Annotated in this window: 18 protein-coding genes; 13 read left to right on the top strand and 5 right to left on the bottom strand. The window is 70.1% G+C overall.

Annotated features, from left to right (window positions below; all coding sequences use genetic code 11):
- The first annotated feature begins 590 nt into the window (after window positions 1-590).
- The gene (locus EJ913_RS05530) at window positions 591-2,075 is read left to right on the top strand and encodes a methyl-accepting chemotaxis protein (protein WP_126995625.1); all 1,485 of its coding nucleotides are present in this window, start codon (window positions 591-593) and stop codon (window positions 2,073-2,075) included.
- A gap of 33 nt (window positions 2,076-2,108) precedes the next feature.
- Here the strand turns inward: EJ913_RS05530 and EJ913_RS05525 are convergent, their stop codons facing one another.
- A complete protein-coding gene (locus EJ913_RS05525) occupies window positions 2,109-3,131 on the bottom strand; it encodes a GlxA family transcriptional regulator (RefSeq protein WP_126995623.1) in 1,023 nt (340 codons plus the stop codon).
- A gap of 119 nt (window positions 3,132-3,250) precedes the next feature.
- Here EJ913_RS05525 and EJ913_RS05520 point away from each other — a divergent pair, with 119 nt between their 5' ends.
- From EJ913_RS05520 to EJ913_RS05500, 5 genes are read left to right on the top strand one after another with little or no spacing between them, the layout of a single operon-like run.
- Window positions 3,251-4,294: an ABC transporter substrate-binding protein gene (locus EJ913_RS05520; protein WP_126995621.1), complete on the top strand. Its 1,044-nt coding sequence runs from the start codon at window positions 3,251-3,253 to the stop codon at window positions 4,292-4,294.
- An 11-nt stretch (window positions 4,295-4,305) separates the two neighbouring features.
- Window positions 4,306-5,388: an ABC transporter ATP-binding protein gene (locus tag EJ913_RS05515; RefSeq protein ID WP_126995619.1), complete on the top strand. Its 1,083-nt coding sequence runs from the start codon at window positions 4,306-4,308 to the stop codon at window positions 5,386-5,388.
- Window positions 5,385-6,266 carry an ABC transporter permease gene (locus tag EJ913_RS05510; RefSeq protein WP_244939254.1) on the top strand — a complete coding sequence of 294 codons (882 nt, stop codon included), beginning with the start codon at window positions 5,385-5,387 and terminating at the stop codon, window positions 6,264-6,266. The genes EJ913_RS05515 and EJ913_RS05510 overlap by 4 nt, the downstream gene beginning before the upstream one ends.
- A complete protein-coding gene (locus EJ913_RS05505) occupies window positions 6,263-7,051 on the top strand; it encodes an ABC transporter permease (protein WP_126995617.1) in 789 nt (262 codons plus the stop codon). The genes EJ913_RS05510 and EJ913_RS05505 overlap by 4 nt, the downstream gene beginning before the upstream one ends.
- Window positions 7,052-7,102: 51 nt before the next feature.
- A complete protein-coding gene (locus tag EJ913_RS05500; protein WP_126995615.1) occupies window positions 7,103-8,116 on the top strand; it encodes a proline racemase family protein in 1,014 nt (337 codons plus the stop codon).
- 91 nt (window positions 8,117-8,207) lie between these two features.
- Here EJ913_RS05500 and EJ913_RS05495 read toward each other — a convergent pair whose 3' ends face one another.
- On the bottom strand, window positions 8,208-9,614 hold the full coding sequence (locus EJ913_RS05495; protein WP_126995613.1) for an amidase: 1,407 nt from the start codon (window positions 9,612-9,614) through the stop codon (window positions 8,208-8,210).
- 203 nt (window positions 9,615-9,817) lie between these two features.
- Between EJ913_RS05495 and EJ913_RS05490 the strand changes: the two genes are divergently transcribed.
- The 4 genes from EJ913_RS05490 to EJ913_RS05470 all read left to right on the top strand — a co-directional run bounded on the left by EJ913_RS05490 (window position 9,818) and on the right by EJ913_RS05470 (window position 13,930).
- A complete protein-coding gene (locus EJ913_RS05490; protein ID WP_126995611.1) occupies window positions 9,818-10,936 on the top strand; it encodes an ABC transporter ATP-binding protein in 1,119 nt (372 codons plus the stop codon).
- Window positions 10,937-10,982: 46 nt separating this feature from the next.
- A complete protein-coding gene (locus tag EJ913_RS05485; protein ID WP_126995609.1) occupies window positions 10,983-12,029 on the top strand; it encodes an ABC transporter substrate-binding protein in 1,047 nt (348 codons plus the stop codon).
- 216 nt (window positions 12,030-12,245) lie between these two features.
- Entirely contained in the window at window positions 12,246-13,103 is an 858-nt protein-coding gene (locus tag EJ913_RS05475) for an ABC transporter permease (protein ID WP_126995607.1), read from the top strand.
- A gap of 14 nt (window positions 13,104-13,117) precedes the next feature.
- Window positions 13,118-13,930, top strand: a complete 813-nt coding sequence (locus EJ913_RS05470) for an ABC transporter permease (protein ID WP_126995605.1) — start codon at window positions 13,118-13,120, stop codon at window positions 13,928-13,930.
- A gap of 66 nt (window positions 13,931-13,996) precedes the next feature.
- Here EJ913_RS05470 and EJ913_RS05465 read toward each other — a convergent pair whose 3' ends face one another.
- Window positions 13,997-14,350 (bottom strand): hydroxyisourate hydrolase, encoded by a 354-nt coding sequence (locus tag EJ913_RS05465; protein WP_126995603.1) that lies wholly within the window; start codon window positions 14,348-14,350, stop codon window positions 13,997-13,999.
- 29 nt (window positions 14,351-14,379) lie between these two features.
- On the opposite strand from EJ913_RS05465, the gene EJ913_RS05460 reads away from it, so the two are divergent.
- The 3 genes from EJ913_RS05460 to EJ913_RS05450 are packed head-to-tail and all read left to right on the top strand — an operon-like array spanning window position 14,380 to window position 17,680.
- Window positions 14,380-15,570: an MFS transporter gene (locus EJ913_RS05460; protein ID WP_126995601.1), complete on the top strand. Its 1,191-nt coding sequence runs from the start codon at window positions 14,380-14,382 to the stop codon at window positions 15,568-15,570.
- Window positions 15,567-16,958, top strand: coding sequence for an amidase (locus EJ913_RS05455; RefSeq protein WP_126995599.1), 1,392 nt, complete (start codon window positions 15,567-15,569; stop codon window positions 16,956-16,958). The genes EJ913_RS05460 and EJ913_RS05455 overlap by 4 nt, the downstream gene beginning before the upstream one ends.
- A complete protein-coding gene (locus EJ913_RS05450) occupies window positions 16,955-17,680 on the top strand; it encodes a GntR family transcriptional regulator (RefSeq protein WP_244939253.1) in 726 nt (241 codons plus the stop codon). The genes EJ913_RS05455 and EJ913_RS05450 overlap by 4 nt, the downstream gene beginning before the upstream one ends.
- 162 nt (window positions 17,681-17,842) lie before the next feature.
- On the opposite strand, the gene hydA is transcribed toward EJ913_RS05450, so the two are convergent.
- Together hydA and EJ913_RS05440 are read right to left on the bottom strand one after the other, a co-directional pair.
- Complete coding sequence (gene hydA, locus EJ913_RS05445; RefSeq protein WP_126995597.1) at window positions 17,843-19,279, bottom strand: dihydropyrimidinase; 1,437 nt, start codon at window positions 19,277-19,279, stop codon at window positions 17,843-17,845.
- A gap of 39 nt (window positions 19,280-19,318) precedes the next feature.
- Entirely contained in the window at window positions 19,319-20,050 is a 732-nt protein-coding gene (locus EJ913_RS05440) for a maleate cis-trans isomerase family protein (RefSeq protein WP_126995595.1), read from the bottom strand.
- Between the last annotated feature and the right edge of the window lie 25 nt (window positions 20,051-20,075).

Genomic DNA, 20,075 nt, shown 5'->3' with positions numbered 1-20,075 from the left:
CTGGTCCCTTGGACGTGGAGGGACGGGTCGTCGGATCGCCCGTCTCGGCGCACGAAATTTGGCTTTCCGATCTTCAAACAGCCGACGATCCGCACCCATGTCCCGCCCACCGTATAGGGGAGTTGGGAAAATGGATAGGCAACGCACCTCGCCACAGTGCTTTCATACGAGGGGCCACCCGCCCCGGCAGGCCGCAGACATTATGGGTAGGGCTTGCCGGGCCCACCGCCGGAACGGCGTGGGAGAAAAATGAGCGGGGCGGCGCCGCGTACACAACCGCCGCTTTCCAGAAGTCTTTGATCTTGTGTTGGGAAACCCGGTTTTCGGATCCCCTGGAGCGTTCCGAAAAACCGACCGGCATCGCGACGCCAAAGGATAGCTATACCCCGAAAGGGTCCGGGGCAACCCTTATTGCTAGGGTCGCGAAGCCGACGCTTAAATCCTTTCACAAGCGCCGCAGGCTGCGGAGCATGACGAAAAATGGTGCACCAGCAAGGCCCTCCCGCGCGATGGAGGCTCCGGCCGCTGCGCATGATCGGCCGATCAACAGCCTTCTATTCAACGATGTTCATAATGGAAAGGGTTCGGTCATGATGGGATTCCAAAGCGGGTTGGAGCGGACGGCCAAGCTCGATGCGCTGGACAAGTCCCAGGCGGTCATCGAGTTCAACCTCGATGGCACCATCATCACGGCCAACCAGAACTTTCTCGACACCGTCGGCTACAGCCTGCGGGAAATCCAGGGGCGCCACCACAGCCTGTTCGTCGATCCGGCGGAACGGGAATGCCCGGCCTACCGCCGCTTCTGGGAGGCGCTGGAGCGCGGCGAATACCAGACCGCCGAATACCGGCGGATCGGCAAGGACGGCCGCGACGTCTGGATCCAGGCGACCTACAACCCGATCGTCGGGCGCAACGGCAAGCCGACCAAGGTGGTGAAGTTCGCCACCAACATCACCGACCAGAAGGTCAAGGCCGCCGACTTCCAGGGCCAGATCGACGCCATCAACAAGTCCCAGGCGGTCATCCAGTTCGCGATGGACGGCACCATCCTCGACGCGAACGGCAACTTCCTGCAAACCCTCGGCTACAGCTTGGCGGAAATCCGGGGGCGCCACCACAGCCTGTTCGTCGATCCGGCCGAACGGGAATCCCCGGCCTACCGCCGCTTCTGGGAGGCGCTGGGGCGCGGCGAATACCAGACCGCCGAATACCGGCGGATCGGCAAGAACGGCCGGGACGTCTGGATCCAGGCGACCTACAACCCGATCTTCGACCCCCACGGCCGACCGGTGAAGGTCGTGAAGTTCGCCACCGACATCACCGCCAAGGTCAGGGAGCGCCTGCAGCGCAGCGAAATCCAGACGGAGATCGACACCGACCTCGGCGCGATCACCACCGCAATCTCCACCGCCAACGGGCAGGCGGCCAACGCCGCCACCGTCTCGACCCAGATCTCCTCCAATGTCCAGGCGGCGGCGGCGGGCGCGGAGCAGCTGTCGGCGGCGATCGACGAGATCGGCCGCCGCATGAACGAGGCGGCGCAGGTCACCGTGCGGGCAGTGGATCAGGCGAACCACACCGCCGCCATCATGGCCGGCCTGACCGAGGCGGCGTCCCGCATCGGCGACGTGGTCGGCCTGATCCAGCAGATCGCCAAGCAGACCAACCTGCTGGCGCTGAACGCGACGATCGAGGCGGCCCGCGCCGGCGAGGCCGGTCGGGGCTTCGCGGTCGTCGCCTGCGAGGTGAAGACGTTGGCCGGCCAGACCGCCCGGGCCACGGAGGAGATCACCACCCAGATCGCCGGCATCCAGAAGGCGACCAGCGACGCCGCGACGTCGATCGGCGACGTGTCCGGCGTCATCGCCCACATGAACGAGATTTCCGCGGCCATTGCCTCGGCGGTGGAGGAGCAGACCATCGTCACCCGCGCGATGTCCGCCAACATGCAGGACGCCGCGATGGGCGTCGGCGGCATCCTCAACAGCATGAACGAGATCGCGATCGCGACCGGCGTGGTAAGCGACGCCACCCACAAGGTGAAGGAAATCTCCCACAGCCTGGTCGGGTGACGGACGGACGCCGCCGGTCCTGCCCCGCGACGCTCACGAGCCCGGCGCGGGGCCGCGCGCCTTGCTCGGCATCCGGCCGAACTGGGCCTTGAAGTCGCGCGAGAAATGCGCGGCGTCGGCGAACCCGCAGTCGAAGGCGATGTCGGTGATCGAACGGCGCGTGTTCTCCAGCAGCCAACGCCCGTAATCCAACCGCAACCGGCGCTGGAAGGCCGCCGGCGACACGCCGAGCGCCGCCTGGAAAGCACGCTCCAACTGCCGGGCGCTCACCCCGACGTAACGGGCGATGGCCTCGACCGACGGCGGGGAATCGAGCCTCTGCTCGATGAAATGCGACGCCTGCCGGACGCGGATGTCGGCGATGCCGTCCAGGTTGGCGTAGAAATGGGCCTGCGGCAGCGCGGCGGACCGGATGTCCTGCAGCATCATGTGGCGGACCGCCTGCCGCGCCTTCTGGCCGCCGCAATGCCGACCGATGAGATAGAGGCCGAGGTCGATGGCGGCGGTCGATCCCGCGCAGGTGATCAGGTCGCCCTCGTCGATGAACAGCTGGTCGACCGTGGCGGTGACGCTCGGGAACCGCTCGCGGAAGGCGTCCAGGACGTTCCAATGGACGCACACCCGCCGGGTGCCGACGAGGCCCGCATGGGCGATGGCGAAGGTTCCGGTGCAGACGCCGAGCAGCCGGACCCGGCCGGACGCCGCCCGCCGCAGATAGTCGGTCAGCCGCGCCGGTTGGACGTCGTTCAGGTAATCGTTCCCCCCGCAGACCGCGACATAGTCGAAGGCCAGCGGATCACGCAGATCCTCGTTCGGCGTGACCAGCACGCCGCAGCTCGACCGCCGGGCTTGCCCGCCGACGCTCATCACCGTCCAACTGGCGTCGATCTGCCGGCTGCGCCCGCCGAGATCGGCGGCCAGCCGGACCGCGTCGATCAGGCCCGAAAAGGCGGTCAGCGTGAATTGATCCAGAAGGACGAAGCCGATCCGCAGGCGGGGGAGCGTCCTGGGGTCCGCGCCGGAAAGGGTTCGGGTGCCGGGGTGTTCGCTGCTCATGTCGGAATTATTCAAGCATCCGTCCGCATTCTTCTATCGGAAAAAGCCGCCCCCTCGCTAGCATCGGCGACGTTGCAAGGGTTTCACGCCCGCAAGGGCCGACATCAAGGGAGAGCGTCATGACTTCTCTGCGTGCTGCCGCCTGTTGCGCCGCTCTCATGGCCGGTACCGCCGTCACCCACCCCGCCGCCGCGCAGACCTCCCTGACCGTCGCCTGGTACGGCGGCAACTGGGGCGACGCCTTCCGGACCTGCGTCGCGGAACCCTTCACCAAGGCGACCGGGATCAAGGTCGTCGCCGAGATCGGGACCTCGACGGTCACGCTGGCCAAGCTTCAGCAGCAGAAGGGCGCGCCGACCATCGACGTCGCCTGGATGGACGGCGGCATCAGCGAACTGGCGCAGGCCGCCGGCGTCACCGGCGCCATCGACCCGCAGGCCGTGCCGAACCTCGCCAAGGTCTCGCCCGAGGCGGTCTACAAGGCCGACGGCGCCGTCTACGCGGTGGGAACCGGCTATTACTCGCTGGGGCTGACCTACAACACCCAGAAGGTCAGGACGCCTCCGACCTCGTGGGACGATCTGTGGAAGCCGGAATTCGCGGGCGCGGTGACCATCCCGTCCCCGGCCAACTCGTCGGGGGTCCCCTTCATCCTGTTCCTCAACAAGATTTGGGGCAACCCGGCGAACGACCTGTCGAAGACCTTCGCGCGGCTGAAGACGCTCGACACCGCGCTTTATTTCGACAGCTCGGGCGCGGCCTCCAACGCCTACCAGAGCGGCGAGGCCATCGTCGGCGCCCATTTCAGCGTCGGTGCCTGGGATCTGGCGGACAAGGGCCTGCCGATCGGCTTCGCCGTTCCCAAGGAAGGCGTATGGGCCACCGACGCGCGCCTGCATCTGGTGAAGGGAACCCCTCGCCAAACCGAGGCCGCGCGCTTCATCGACACCGCCCTGACCCCGCAGGCTTCCGCCTGCCTCGCCGAGAAGCTCTATCTCGGCCCGTCCGTGCAGGGGGTTTCCGTGGCGCCGGAGGTCGAGCGCAAGCTGCCCTGGGGCGTCGGCGGGTCGGTCAAGAACCTGCAGCTCTTCAACTGGGCGGACATCAACCGCGACCGGGGCGCGATCACCGACGCCTGGAACCGCGAAATCGCGCGCCAGTAAGGGGACGAGGCATGCCCCCGGCCCTGCTGTCCATCCGTGATCTCGGCAAGCATTTCGGCGGATTCCACGCGCTCAAGGGCGTCTCGCTGGAGGTCGAGCATGGCGAGTTCATCGCCCTGCTCGGCCCCAGCGGCTGCGGCAAGACCACGTTGCTGCGCTGCATCGCCGGTTTCCTCGCCCCCGATTCCGGTGACATCCGGATCGCCGGGGACAGCGTGACGCGGCTGCCGCCCCACCGGCGGCCGCTGAACACGGTCTTCCAGAACTACGCGCTTTTCCCCCACATGAGCGTTCTCGACAACGTCGCCTACGGCCCGCGACGGCACGGCGTTCCTCGTGCGGAGGCGGCGGAACGCGCGGCGGAGGCACTGCAGTTGGTCGGGCTGGAGGCGCTGGGCGCCCGCCACCCGCGCGAGCTGTCGGGTGGGCAGCAGCAGCGCGTCGCCCTGGCGCGCGCGGTGGTCAATCGGCCCAAGCTGCTGCTTCTGGATGAACCGCTGAGCGCGCTCGACATGAAGCTGCGCAAGCGGATGCAGATCGAGCTGAAGCATCTTCAGGAGAAGCTGGGCATCGCCTTCGTGTTCGTCACCCACGACCAGGAGGAGGCGATGAGCATGGCCGACCGGATCGTCGTGATGAATCGCGGCCTGATCGAGCAGGTCGGGTCGGGAACGGCGATCTACGCGACGCCCGCCACGCGCTTCGTCGCCGAGTTCATCGGGGAGGCGAACCTGCTGCCCGGCGCGCCGGACGGCGCCGGCGGGCTGCGGCTGGCCTTCGGGACGGGGGCCGTTCCCTATCACGGCCCCCATCCCGGAGCCGACGCCCGGCAGAACCACACCGGCGTGCTGCGGCCCGAGCATCTGGAGCTTCTCGACCGGCCGGACGCGCCCGGTTTCCTCACCGAGCGCGGCGTCGTCGAGGACGTGATCAACACCGGCGGCCAGACCCTCGTGATGGTCCGGGTCGGCGACGCGCTGTTGGCGAGCCGCCGCCTGGGCATGCCGGGCGACGGGCTGAACCGGGGAGCCCCGGTCGTCGTCGGCTTCCGCCCGGAGCATCTGCACGTCGTCACGGGGGAGGCCCCGCCATGACCGCCGTCCTGACCACGACCGCCATGCCGCCTGCGGCCACGGCCCCCACCGCCCTGCGCCGCGCGCTGCCGCTGCTGGCCGCCCCCGTCGCCTTCTTCGTGGCGTTCTTCGCCGTGCCGATGGTCGTCGTGCTGTCCTCCAGCCTCGCGGCCGGCGGCGCGCCGTCCCTGGCGAACTACGCCCGCGTGCTGCTCGACCAGTATCATTGGGACGTTCTGGCGGTCACCTTCCGGATCGCCGCACTGACCACGCTCGCCGTCACGCTGCTCGGCTATCCGCTGGCCTATTATCTGGTGCGGGTGGTGTCGTCGAACGCCCTGCGGCGAAGCTGCGTCATCCTGTTGCTGCTGCCGCTGTTCACCAGCAACATCGTCCGCTCCTTCGGTTGGATGATCCTGCTCGGCCGCAACGGTCTGGTCAACGACACGCTGGTCGGAATCGGGCTGCTGGAGCGGCCGGTCCGCTTCCTCGGCACCGAGATGGGCATCGTCATCGGCCTCGTCTACATCCTGCTGCCCTTCATCGTCCTGGCAGTCGGCAACGCGCTGGCCACGGTGGATCCGACGTTGGAGGAGGCTTCGGCCGATCTCGGCGCCAGCCCCTTCACGACCTTCTGGACCGTGACCTTCCCGCTGTGCCTTCCCGGCCTGATCGCGGGGGTGATCATGGTCTTCACCCTGGCGGCGAGCGCCTACGTGACGCCGGCGTTGCTGAGCGGCGGCAAGATCACCGTCTTCCCGATGCTGATCTTCCAGCAATACAGCACGGTGTTCGACGTCCATTACGGCGGCGCCCTCAGCATCACGCTCCTGGTCTTCACGCTGGTGCTGGTGGCGCTGGCCGGGCGGATCGGCAACGGCGGAGGCGACCGGTCATGATCGCGCGTGTTGTCCTGAGGATCGTCGCCTGGGCGGTGATGGCCTATCTGATCCTGCCGCTCGTGGTCATCGTCGGCGCATCGCTGACCGCCACCAGCTATCTGGCCTTTCCGCCGCAAGGTCTGACGCTCGCCTGGTACGGGCGGATGCTGGCCGACACCTCCTACGTGGCGGCCTTCGGGACCAGCACGGCGCTGGCGCTGGCGGCCACGGCGGGGGCGGTGCTGCTCGCCCTGCCGGCGGCCCTGGCCATCGCGCGCCATGATTTCCCCGGCAAGCGGACGCTGCTGTCGCTGCTGATGTCGCCGCTGGTCCTGCCGCACGTGGTGCTGGGCGCGGCCCTGCTGCAATACTGCGCCGCCCTGGGGCTGATGCGGAGCTTCGCGGCCCTGCTGGTCGGCCATGTGGTGATCGTGACGCCCTTCGTGCTGCGCTCCGTCCTGCCGCAACTGACGCCGGAGCAGCGCGCCCTGGAGGAGGCCTCGGCCGATCTCGGCGCCGGGCCCTTCGAGACCTTCCTGCTCGTGGTGCTGCCGCAGATCCGCGGCGGGCTGACGAGCGGGGCGATCTTCGCCTTCATCTCGTCCTGGATCAACGTCGAGCTCAGCATCTTCAACACCACCGCCGAGCTGACGACGATCCCGGTCAAGCTCTTCAACTACGTCCAGTACACCATCGACCCGGTCATCGCCGCGGTCTCGTCGATCACCATCGCGGTGGCCGCGGTCACCATCGTTCTTCTCGACCTGACCGTGGGGCTCCACGTGCTGTCGAACCGGCGCTGAACCCCTCCCCTTCCCCCTTCCTTCCCGTCACACCCCGAGAGGCCCCAAGTCATGCGCAAGCAAGACGTGTTCGACGTTGTCTACACCCACACCGAGGGCGAGCCGCTCTGCATCGTCCACAGCGGCATTCCCTACCCGCCCGGCTCCAGCATCCTGGAGAAGCGGCAGTTCCTGGAAACCCATTACGACTGGCTGCGCTGCGCCCTGATGCGCGAGCCGCGAGGGCACAAGGACATGTTCGGCGTCTTCCTGACGCCGCCGTCCGGTCCGGACGCCGACGCCGGGCTGATCTACATCGACGGCACCCAGTATTCCCACATGTGCGGGCATGGCACCATCGCCGTGGCCATGGCCATGGTGGCGCTGGGGCTGGTCCGGCGCGGCGAGGGCGACCGCACCACCATCCGCTTCGAGACCACCGCCGGCCTCGTGGTCGCCGAGGTGGCGACGGACGGCGACGCCGTGCTGTGGACCCGCTTCGAGAACGTGCCGGCCTACGTCGCGGCCCAGGACGTGGCCTTCGAGCTGCCCGAGATCGGCCCCCTGAAGGCCGACATCGTGTGGGGCGGCAATTACTTCGGCATCATCGACCTGACCGGCACCGCGCTGCGCATCGGCGCGGAGAACGGCACGGCGCTGTCGCGCTACGGCGTGCTGGCACGCGAGCAATTGCGCCAGAAGGTCGCCATCCAGCACCCGGCCTCGGCCCACATCAACAACTTCAACTTCGTGACCTTCTGGCACGAGCCGACGATCGAGGGGGCCTTCTACAAGAACGTCCACGTGTTCAGCGCCGGTCAGCTGGACCGCTCGCCGGGCGGCACCGGCACCAGCGCCATGATGGCCATGTTCGAGGCGCGCGGCAAAATGACGATCGGCCAGACGATCCGCTCCGAGGGTCTGCTGGGCAGCGGCACCTTCGAAGGCTGCCTGCTCGGCGAAACCCAGTTGAACGGCGTGCGCGCGGTGCGCCCGACCGTCAAGGGCACCGCCAGCATCCTGGGAACGGCCCGCTGGGTCATCGACCGCAACGATCCGGTCGGCTCGGGCTTCCTCGTCGCCTGACGAAACCGGCGACGGGCCCGGCTCCAATGGACCGGGGCCGTCGCCGATCCCGGCGATCGCCGGAGAACACAGGCCGAATCGTGCACCAGCGTCATGCGCCGTCCCAGGCGATCGGCCAGCGGTGGACGAAGCCGGCCTCCCGCTCCAGCATCCGGCCCAGCCGGATCAGCCGCTGCTCCTCGCCCGGCCGCGCGATCAACTGGACGCCGAAGGGAAGCCCCTCCGCGTCGCCCATCGGCAGGGTCAGCACCGGGAAGCCGATCAGCGTCACGATGGCCGTCACGCCCAGATAGTCGAGGATGGTCTCGACCGGCCGGCCGTCGATCGCCGTCACCTCGCCCTCCGCGTTCGGCCAGGGCAGCACGCCGCAGGCCGGGGCCGCGAGCACGTCGATCTCCGCGAACAGCGCCACGAAGCGCCGGTAGAGCGCCGTGCGGGCCGCCTGCGCGTCCAGATAGGCGTCGGCGGTGATGCCGGCCCCGGCCTCGATGTTCCAGCGCACGGTGTCGGTCAGCCGCTCCCCGTGGCGGGCCAGCAGCGGGCCGTAGGCGTGGCGGATCTGGGCGGCGCGCAGCGTGCGGAAGGTGGCCATGGCGTCGCCGCAGTCGGGATGGCGCCGCGCCACCGGCCCCACCGCCCGCTCCAGCCGGTCCACCGCCTCGGCGAAGCGCGCGCGGACCGCCCGCGACACGGCGGCGGCGCCGAAATCGGGCGTGGCGGCGAGCCGGGACGGCGAGCCGTCATCGCGGTCGCCGAACAGCGAGGTCGGGTCGCGAAGGTCGGCGCCGGCCATGGCGCCCAGCAGCAGGGCGCAATCGGCCGTGTCGCGCGCCAGAACGCCGTGCGTGGCCAGCGTGTCCCAGCCCAGCGCGCGGCCCGGCGCGGGGATCAACCCCGGCGTCGGCCGGATTGAGGCGACGCCGCAGAAGCTGGCCGGCACCCGCACCGACCCGCCGAAATCGGTGCCGTGCGCCAGCGGCGCCATGCCCGTCGCCACCGCGACCGCCGACCCGCCGCTCGACCCGCCCGAGGTCAGCGCCGGGTCGAAGGGGTTGCGCGTCGGTCCCGCCAGACGGTTCTGGCAGATGGCGCCGAAGCCGAATTCCGGCGTGTTGGTCTTGCCGATGACGACGCCGCCCGCCGCCTCGATCCGCGCCACGGCGAGGTCGCTCGTCGCCGGCACATGGTCGGCGTGGAGCGCCGAGCCCTGGGTGGTGCGGATGCCGGCGGTGTCGGTCAGGTCCTTGATCGCCACCGGAACCCCGTGCAGCGGCCCGACCGGCCGGCCCCCGGCGTCCAATACGGCGTCCAGCGCGTCGGCGCGGGGCCGCGCCGCGTCGGCGGCGACGGTGATGAAGGCGCACAACGTCGGCTCGGCGGCGGCGATGCGCGCCAGATGCGCCTCCACCGCCTCGCGCGCCGACAGCTCCCGCCGCGCCAGCCGCGCGGCCAAGCCGGCGGCGCTGTCCCGCCACACGGCGTCGTTCCGCTCATTCATGCGTCAATCCTCCTCTGTGGCGCCAAAAGCGGCAATTGCCTGCGACCGTCGCCCAATGCCGCGTCATGCCCAAGGGTCCGCTGTGGGATACGAAGGTTCAAAACATATCTATAAGATTGATAAAAAATGGAAAGCCTGAAAACGGCATACCGTTTGCTAAGCAGGATGCGTACGAACGGTAACGCGAAACGGACGGTGCCGCCATGGTCAGTGCCTCGCCCAGCAATCCAGCAGCCCCGCGCGGGCGGACCCTCCTCCTCGACGGGATCACCCAGCGCTACGGCGGCTCGGTCGCCGTGAACGACGTGACGCTCGACATCCGGGGCGGGGAGCTGGTGGCCCTGCTCGGCCCGTCCGGCTGCGGAAAGACGACCCTGCTGCGGATCATCGCCGGTTTCCTGGCCCAGACGAAGGGCCATGTGATCGTCGGCGGCGAAACGGTGGATGGGCTGCCGCCCAACCGCCGTTCGGTCGGCATCGTCTTCCAGAACTACGCCCTGTTCCCCCACATGACGGTGGCGGAGAACGTCGCCTACGGGCTGGACGCGCGCGGCGCCGACCGCGCCACCCAGCGCAGCGAGGCACAGCGCATGCTCGACCTCGTCAAGCTCGGCCATCTCGGCGACCGCTACCCCCGCCAGCTTTCCGGCGGACAGCAGCAGCGGGTCGCGCTGGCCCGCGCGCTGGCGGTGAACCCGTCGATCCTGCTGCTCGACGAGCCCTTCGCGGCGCTCGACAAGAACCTGCGCCTCGACATGCAGATCGAGGTGAAGCGCATCCAGCGCCTGTCCGGCATCACCACCATCCTGGTCACCCACGACCAGGAGGAAGCGCTGTCGATGGCCGACCGCGTCGCGGTGCTGAGCCAGGGCCGGCTGGAGCAGTTCTCGCCGCCGACCGAGATCTACGACGCGCCCGACAGCCTGTTCGTGAACACCTTCGTCGGCTCCGCCAATTTGCTGGGCGGCGTGCTGGTCGATGCCGACCGCAGCGGCGGCAAGGTCCGGCTCGACGCCGGCGGGCTGATCGGAACCCGCGCGCCCAAGGGCGACCTGCGGCCGGGCTCCCGCGTCACCGTCTGCCTGCGGCCCGAGCATCTGCGCGTCGATCCCGGCGCCGAAGGCGTCGAGACGCTGAACGGCGTGGTCGAGATGGGGCTGCCGCTGGGCGCCACCGTCGTCCACGAGATCCGCGTCGGCGACGGCACCGCCGTGAAGGTGTCGGAGGCGCGGATCGACCGCACGCTTCTGCTGGCCCCCGGCACACCGGTCCGCCTCGCCCCCATCGCCCCCGGTCTCGCCTCGGTCTTCGCGGCGGCCTGACGCCCTTCCATTTCCCGCTTTCCTCCCATCCCTTCAGGAGTGAACGATGCTGCTGACCCGCCGCAACCTGATGCAGACGGCGCTGACGCTGGGCGCCATGCACGCCTTCCCCGGCCTGACCTGGGCGCAGGCGCGCCCGCTGGTCTTCGCGACCTTCACCGGAAGCTGGGAGGAGGCGCACAAGGCCGTCCTCGTCCCCGCCTTCCGCAAGGCGACCGGCAACGCCGACATGGTGCTCGACCCGATGCTGTCGGTCGACCAGATCGCCAAGGTGACGGCGGCGAAGAACAACCCGCCCATCGACGTGATGCTGCACGATCCGGGACCGGCGCTCCAGGCGGTCGCCCAGGGGCTGGTCGAGCCTTACCCGGTGGAAAAGAGCGCTTATTACAAGGATCTGATCCCGGCGGCGCAGGAGCCGAGCGGGCCGGCGCCCTTCTTCCAGGTGGTCGGGCTGACCTACAACCCCGAGACGGTGAAGACCCCGCCGACCAGCTGGGCCGATCTGTGGAAGCCGGAGTTCAAGGGCCGCGTCGGCATCACCAACCTGAACTCGACGCTCGGCACCGGCTTCATGGTGGAGCTGGCGAAGATGCACGGCGGGTCGGAGAGCAACATCGACCCGGCCTTCAAGGCCATCGAGGCGCTGCGCCCCAGCCTCGCCGCCGTCGCCGCCAACCCCGGCCAGCTCGCCACGCTGTTCCAGCAAGGCCAGATCGACATCTCGCCGGGCAACTTCAACGCCATCCAGATCCTCAAGGCGCGCGGCGTGCCGGTGGAGTGGGTGGCGCCCAAGGAGGGCGCCATCGCCTTCAAGACGACGATCCACATCGTCAAGAACTCCCCCAACAGGGAGCTGGCCTTCAAGCTGATCGAGGCCGCCCTGTCGCCCGAGGTGCAGGCGACGCTGATGGAGGAGCCCTACCTGATCGTGCCGACCAACACCAAGGTCGCCATGAAGGGCGAGATCGCCAAGGCGCTGGCCAAGGACCACGCCGAGATCGCGAAGAAGTTCGTGTTCCAGGACTGGGCCAAGATCAACGAGCAGCGCGCCGCCTGGATCGAACGCTTCAACCGCGAAATCCGGGTGTGAGGTTTGCCGCACCCGGCGGCCCTCCCCCTCTTCCCCCCGGGGAGAGGGCCGGGGTGAGGGGGACGCATGGCGAGATGTCGCAAGCATCCGCGATGCCCCTCTCCATGCCCGAAAATCCTCGCCGTGCATCCCCCTCACCCTAACCCTCTCCCCAGGGGGGAGAGGGGACCAGCGGGTCGGGGTGGGAAAGGGCTTTTTCGAGAAGGACAGCACCCCATGGCCGCGACGTTGCGCAACGTCACCACCTACGATCTGAGGCTCGCGGCGCCGCTGGCCTTGGGCTTCGTGGTCTTCTTCATCACCCCGCTGGTCATCCTGCTGGCGCTGAGCTTCCAGGCCGATCCGCAGGGAACCCATTACGGGCTGACCCAGTACGTCAATTTCCTGGGCGACCGCTTCAGCCTGGGCGTGCTGGGATCCACCCTGTGGCTGGGGGTGAAGGTCACGCTGCTGACGCTGCTGCTGGGCTACCCGGTGGCGTGGCTGCACCAGCGGGCTCCCTCCTGGGCCAAGGGGATCATCATGCTGCTGGTGCTGCTGCCGCTGCTGACCAGCGTGGTGGTGCGCACCTTCGCCTGGGTCGTCATCCTCGGCCGCCAGGGCATCGTCAACGCCGCGCTAGCCAGTCTGGGGCTGATCGACACGCCGCTGAAGCTGCTCTACACCGACACCGGCGTGGTGATGGCGCTGGCCCAGGTGCAGATGCCGCTGATGGTGCTGCCGCTGATCACGGCGCTCGGCCGCATCGACCCCAATCTGGCCGACGCCTCCTCGGTGCTGGGGGCCGGGCATTGGCGGACCTTCCGCAAGGTGACCCTGCCGCTGTCGCTGCCGGGCATCATCGCCGGCTGCCTGCTGACCTACGCCGCCGCCATCACCGCCTTCATCACCCAGAGCCTGATCGGCGGCGGGCAGATGCTGTTCATGCCGATGTACATCTACCAGCAGGCCTCGACCCTGCAGAACTGGCCCTTCGCGGCGGCGATCTCCATCGTCTTCCTGGTCGCGGTGCTGGTGGTGGTGTCGATCTTCAACGTGCTGGGCCGCCTGTCGCGCGGCTACACCAACGCCTGAGGGAGAGGGGAGCCATGACCAACCGCCGCATCGACCTCGACGCGCTCAGCTTCCGCATCGTCATGACGGGCGTGGCGCTGCTGGCGCTGGTGCTGCTGGCCGCCCCGACCGTGGTGGTGGTCTGGGTGTCCTTCACCAACGGCTATTCGCTGAAATTCCCGCCGCCCGGCTATTCGCTGCGCTGGTACGTCGAGCTGTGGAACGCCTGGCAGCTCCAGTTCGCCATGATGAACAGCCTGAAGGTGGCGCTGTGGGCAACCGGCCTGTCGATCCTGCTGGGGGTCGCCGCCTCGCTGAGCATCGCCCGCTCGGCGACGCTGACCGCCCGCGTGCTGGACAGCCTGTTCCTGTCGCCGCTGGTGCTGCCGGCGCTGGCCTTCGGGCTGTCGTCGCTGATGTTCTTCTCGCTGATCGGGGTGCCGGTGTCGCCGCTGACGCTGGTGATCGGCCACACCGTGGTGTCGGTCCCCTTCGTGGTGCGCAACACGGTGGCGTCGCTGGCGCAGATGAACCCGGCGCTGCTGGAGGCCTCGGCCAGCCTCGGCGCCACCCGCTGGCACAGCTTCCGCCGCATCACCCTGCCGCTGATCCGGCCGGGCATCCTGGCCGGCGGCTTCATCGCCTTCATGGCGTCCTTCGACAACGTGCCGGTCTCGCTGTTCCTGCGCGACGCGGCGACCGACATGCTGCCGATCCGCATGTGGCAGGATCTGGAGGGCAAGCTGGACGTCACCGTCGCGGCGCTGTCCGGCGTGCTGATCGTCGTCACCGTCGCCCTGATGCTGGTGATGGAGCGGGTCGCCGGCCTGTCCAAGCGCCTGACCTGATCCCGCCGCCCTGGAGCCGCCGGTTCATTGGAGCCGGCCAACCGGAGATGGTTGACCGCGACCGCCTTACACACCCAGAAACAGCGACACGCCATAGGGTGTGAACTTCAAGGGCAGATGCAGATGACGGTCGAGGTCGGTCACCACGAAGCGGAAAGGCAGGATGTCGAGGAAGCGGGTCTGGTCCTCCGGGTATCCGGCGTCGCGCAGCCAGTCGCCGATGTGGAACAGCGCCTCGTGCGGGCCGAGCGCGATGCCCGCGCCGCGCACCGTTGGGTGGTCGAGCTGGCCGTTGGCGCCGAGCCGCCCCGCCGCCAGCAAGCGCCGTTCGGGCGCGAGCGCGTGAAGCTCCACATACAGCCCCTCCGCCGCGACGCCGCGCGCCACGTCGACGCCGTGAATCGAGATTCCGCCCGCCATGCCCGTTCCTCCGTTTGTCCGTGCGCGCGATGCTAGCCGAGACGCTCCCCACCCCGCCAGCCCTGCCGGCGCTGCGCCCGGCGCTGGTGGCGATGACCGCGCTCCAGGCGGTGGTCGCGCTCGGGCTGTTCGCGCCCGGCGTGCTGGCGCCGCGCATGGGCATCGACCCGGTCGGGCTCGGGCTGTTCACCACGGCCGGCTTCCTGGTCGGCATGGCCGCGTCGCTCGGCGGCGGGGTGCTGGCCGGGCGGCTGGGGGCCTTCCGCGTCGCCTCGCTCTGCGCGCTGGCGGTGGTGGCGGCGATGCTGCTCGCCATGCTGGGCGGCGGACCGGCGGCGCTGCTGGCCGCCGGGGTCGCCATCGGGTTCGCCTGCGGGCCGGAGACCCCGGCCAGCGCCGCCATCCTCGGGCGGCTGGCGCGCGAGGCCGACCGGCCGCTGGTCTTCTCGCTGCGCCAGACCGGCAACCAGCTGGGCGCCATGGTCGGCTCGGTCGTCCTGCCGGCGCTGGCCGTGGCCTTCGACCCGCGCGCCGGCTACGCCGCCATCGCGCTGGTGGCGCTGTGCGGGATTCTGGTCTTCGAGCGGCTGCGTCCGGTCTACGACCCGCTGACCCGCTCGGCCGGCACCGCCTTCGGCCTGAACGCCGCGTGGCGGCTGGTGCGCGACGACAGGGCGCTGCGCCGGATGGCGCTGGCCTCGGCCCCCTACGCGGCGACGCAGATCGCGCTGAACGGCTTCTTCGTCGTCTTCGCGGTGGCGGAGCTGGGTCTCGGCCACGTCGCCGCCGGGCTGGCGCTGGCGGTCGGGCAAGCCGGCGGGCTGGTCGGGCGGCTCGGCTGGGGCGTGGTCGCGACGCGCTGGGTGGCGCCGCGCCGGCTGGTCGGGCTGCTCGGGCTCGGCATGGCCGCCGCCTCCGCCTTCATCGGGCTGGCCGGCGCCAGCCTGCCGTTTCCGCTCCTGCTTTGCGCCACCTTCCTGCTCGGCCTGACCGCCAGCGGCTGGAACGGCGTCTTCCTGGCCGAGGTCGCCCGGCTGTCCCCCCGCGACCGCATCGGCGAGGCGACCGGCGCCGTGCTGGTCGGCAGCTACGTCGGCCTGATCGCCGCGCCGGTGCTGCTGATCGGCGCCTCGGCCTTCGGCGGTCTGGCGGCCGGCTATCTGGCCATCGCCGCGCTGGCGGCGCTGGCCGGCCTCAGCCTTCTCGGAGACACCCGATGACCTCCTTCCCCCGCGCCACCGCCATCGCCGCCGCCGTGCGCGCCGGCGCCACCAGCGCCCGCGCCGCGACCGAGGCGAGCCTCGCCCGCATCGACGCCGGCAACCCGGCGCTGAACGCCCTCGTCGCCGTCCATCGCCAGGAGGCGCTGGCGCAGGCCGACGCGGTCGACCGCCGCGTCGGCGCGGGGGAAGCGTTGCCGCTGGCCGGCGTGCCGGTGGCCGTCAAGGACACCCTCTGGGTCGCCGGCCAGCGGGTGACGCAAGGCTCCCGCCTGTTCGCCGACTTCCACGCGCCGGCCGACGCCATCGCGGTGGAGCGGCTGCGCGCGGCCGGCGCGGTCGTCGTCGGCATGGCGAACAGCTCGGAATTCGCCTGCAAGGGCGTCACCACCAACCCGCTGTTCGGCCCGACACGCCACCCCATGGACCCGAGCCTGACGCCCGGCGGTTCCAGCGGCGGGCCGGCGGCGGCGGTGGCCGGCGGGCTGGTGCCGCTGGCGCTCGGCACCGACGCTGGCGGGTCGAGCCGCCGCCCGCCCGCCCATGTCGGCGCGGTCGGCTTCAAGCCCTCCTTCGGCGCCATCCCCTACGGCCCCGGCTTCGCCGAGCCCTTCGTCGGGCTGGCGGTGATGGCGCCCATCGCCGCCGACGTCGCCGATACCGCCCTGATGTTCGAGGCGCTGGCCGGTCCCGACCCGCGCGATCCGGACTCCGTGGCCGTCGCCGCCGGTGAGGACCGTCCGCCCGAAACGCTGACCGTCGCCTACAGCCCGCGCTTCGGGCTCGACGCGCCGGTGGACGACGACGTGCGCGACGCGGTCGAGCGGGCCGTCGAGGCCTTGGCCCGCGCCGGTGCCCGCATCGTCCGCCGCGATCCGGTCTGGCCGGCCGGCGTCACCGAGACCGCGCTGATGCCGTTGCAGCACGCCGGGCTGGCGGCGTTGTACGGCGACGCTTTCCGCCGCGACCCGGCCCTGTTCGACCCCGACATCGCCGCCCAGATCGAGCGCGGCTTGTCGCTGTCGGGCGCGGAGGTCGCCGCCGCGCAGATCCTCGGCGCCGAGGTCGCCCGCGCGCTGGCCGGCTTCTTTGCCGACGCCGACCTCCTCGTCGGCCCGACCACCCCGTGTGTCGCGTGGCCGCTCGACCGGCTGGGGCCGGAGCGCATCGGCGGGCAGCCGGTGCCGCCGCGCGCCCACGCGGTCTTCACCCCCTTGATCAACCACGCCAAGGCACCGGCCCTCAGCCTGCCCTGCGGCCGAGGGCGCGACCGTCTGCCGGTGGGGTTGCAGATCGCCGGCCCGCGTGGGCTGGACCGCCGGGTCCTGCGCTTCGCCGCCGTCGCGGAACGGGCCTTCGCGGAACTTTGGCCGGGAGCGGGCTCATGACCATGGACGAGGAAACCCCGGACGCCGAAGCCGGCCCTTCTCCCCGTCGCCGCCGCGCGGCGCCGCCACTCTCCTTGGCCGAGATGGCGGTGGACCGGTTGCGCGGCATGATCGTCTACGGGGATCTGGCGCCCTCGGCCCGGCTGATCGAGCCGGAGCTGAGCGAACGGCTCGGCATCTCCCGCACGCCGCTGCGCGAGGCGCTGAAGCTGCTGGCGGCGGAGGGGCTGGTGATGCTGCGCCCCAACCGCAACGCCATCGTCGCCCCGCTGGACGCGACCGAGCTGACGCATCTGTTCGAGGCGGAGGGCTGCATCGAAAGCTTCGCCGCCCGCGCCGCCGCCGAGCGGATGACCGCCGCCGACCTGCGCCGCCTGCGCGGCTTCCAGGCCAAGATCGAGGCGTTGCAGGGGGCCGGCGCGCTGGAGGAGTACTTCGACATCAACCAGAAGATTCACCGGCTGATCGTCTCCAGCGCCAAGAACCCGGCGCTGGCCGAAGCGCACGACCGGCTGCTCGGCCGGCTGGCGCGGGCGCGCTATTTCGCGCTCGGCGCGCAGGGGCGGTGGAAGGAGTCGGTGCTGGAGCACCGGGAGATCCTGACCGCGCTGGAGGCGCGCGACGGCGACACCGCCCAGCGGCTGTTCGTCCACCATGTCGGCCGCACCGGCGAGGTGGTGGCGGCGGCCTGCGCCTCGCCGCGGGCGGTGCGGGCGGGGTGATAGGGGGCGCGTGGATGCTCACGTTTGGCCCCCTCCCCATCCCTCCCCCGCCTCCGGCGGGAGAGGGGGCCGAACCCTTGCGAAAGTCCAGCGGCAGTCCCCTCTTCCGCGAAGCGGGGGAGGGTTAGGGAGGGGGCAAACGGGGCTTGGACTCCATAAAGCTCAGAACGGCAGCACCGGCGCCAACGCGCCCTTGGGCCGGGCCGGGGCCGGCAGCCCGCAAGGCAAAAAGACCCCACGTCCGGGCGCGGCCAGCAGCGCGCCGTCCCGGCACACCACCTCCCCGCGCGACAGCGTCGCCACCGGCCAGCCGGTGACCGCGATGCCCTCGTAGGGGGTGTAGTCCACGTTGTGGTGCAGAATCCCGTTGGTGATCGTCACCGTCCGCGCCGGATCCCACAGCGCGAGGTCCGCGTCGGCCCCGACGGCGATGGTGCCCTTGCGCGGGTGCAGCCCGTACATCCGCGCCGGGTTGGTGGCGGTCAGCTCGACGAATTTGGTCAGCTCCATCCTGCCCTTCATCACGCCCTCGGAGAACAGCAGCGGCAGGCGGGTCTCCACACCGGGGATGCCGTTGGGCACGCAGCCGAAGGGGGCGTTGTCGCCATGCACCTTCTTGCCCTGCGGGTCGTCGAAGCGGAAGGGTGCGTGGTCGGAGGAGAAGACCTGGAAGGTGCCGCCGACCAGACCGTCCCAGATCACCCGCTGGTTCGCCGCGTCGCGCGGCGGCGGCGAGCAGATGCACTTCGCCCCCTCGAAGCCTTCTCCGCCCAAATCGTCGGCGGTCAGGAACAGGTATTGCGGGCAGGTCTCGGCGTAGATCCGCAGGCCCCGGCCCTGCGCCCAGCGGATTTGCTCCACCGCGTCGGCCCCGGAGACGTGGACGATCAGGATCGGCACGTCGACCAGCTCGGCCAGCGAGATGGCGCGGTGGGTGGCCTCGCGCTCGGCGACGCGCGGGCGCGAGACGCCGTGGTAGAAGGGGGCGGTCTGGCCGGCGCGCTCCAGCTTCTCGGTCAGCCACGCGATGCAGTCGGCGTTCTCGGCGTGCATCATCACCATGGCGCCCTCGCTGCGGGCGATGTCGAGAACCTCCAGGATCTGGCGGTCGTTCAGCTTCAGCGCATCGTAGGTCATGTAGATCTTGAAGGAGGTGTAGCCCTCGCGGATCAGCGCCGGCAGTTCCTCCCCCAGAACCTGTTCGGTCGGGTCGGTGACGATCAGGTGGAAGGCGTAGTCGATCACCGGCTTGCCCGCCGCGCGGCGGTGGTAGTCGTCCACCGCCGCGCGCAGCGACTGCCCCTTCTGCTGGCAGGCGAAGGGCAGCACCGTCGTGGTGCCGCCGAAGGCGGCGGAGCGGGTGCCGGTCAGGAAATCGTCGGCCATCACCGAGGCGTCGCCGGTCGGCTGGTCGAAATGGACATGGCCGTCCACCCCGCCGGGCAGCACCAGCAGGCCGCCGGCATCGATCTCCTCGCGGCCGGCGGCGAGTCCCTCGCCCAGCGCCGCGATCCTGCCGTCGCGGATGCCGACATCGGCCTTGAACACGTCCGACGCGGTGGCGACCGTGCCGTTGCGGATGACCAGATCGAAGTCCATGAACGTCACCTCCCCTGTCTTGCCGTCAATCGTGGGCCGTCAGCCGTGGAGTTCCTGGAACAGGCTGCCCCAGCCCTGGACCCGGCGGGTGTCCACGCCGGTCATGCGCAGCGCCTTCCACACCACGGTGGACACCGTGTCGTAGACGGGAATGCCGAGCGCCTTCTCCACCCGCTCGGCCACCGGGGCGCCGCGCATGTTGGTGCAGATGATGGCGATGGCGTCCGGCTTGGACTCCGCCACCTCGGCGCACATGCGTTCGATCCGCTCCTCGCTGACCTCGGAGAAGGAGAAGTTGCCGCGGTCGTTCAGGTGCCGCTCGGCCACCACCTCGAAGCCGGCGGCGTTGTAGTTGGCGACCATCCTCTCCTGGATCTCGTCCAGATAGGGGCTGACGATGGCGAAGCGCTTGCGCCCGGTCGTCTCCAGGATCTCGTTCAGCGCCAGCATGGAGGTGCAGGCCGGAATTCCGGTCTCCGTCCCGATGGTCCGGCACAGCTTCACGTCGGCGTCGAAGCCGAGCCAGCCGGCCGAGGTGCCGTTCCAGCCGATCACGTTCAGCTGCGCGTCGGCCAGCAGGCGGGCGGCGTCGAGGAAGGGCGCGTCGGTGAACTGGTCGAGCGCCGCCGCGCGCAGCGAGATCTCCTTGACGGTGAAGCGGCCGAAATGGGCGGACACCTCCGGCAGGCCGCTCAGCATCGCCGAGGTCACCGGTTCCAGCACCGTGTTGGAGGAGGGGGTCAGCATCCCCAGAAGAACGCGCTTGGTCATGTTGGTTGGTTCTCTCTCGGAAGAT

Origin of the sequence: Azospirillum doebereinerae (assembly GCF_003989665.1) — a bacterium.
Taxonomy (GTDB): Bacteria; Pseudomonadota; Alphaproteobacteria; order Azospirillales; family Azospirillaceae; genus Azospirillum; species Azospirillum doebereinerae.
Note: the sequence above shows the minus strand (reverse complement) of the source record. Positions and strands in the feature narration are given on the sequence as shown.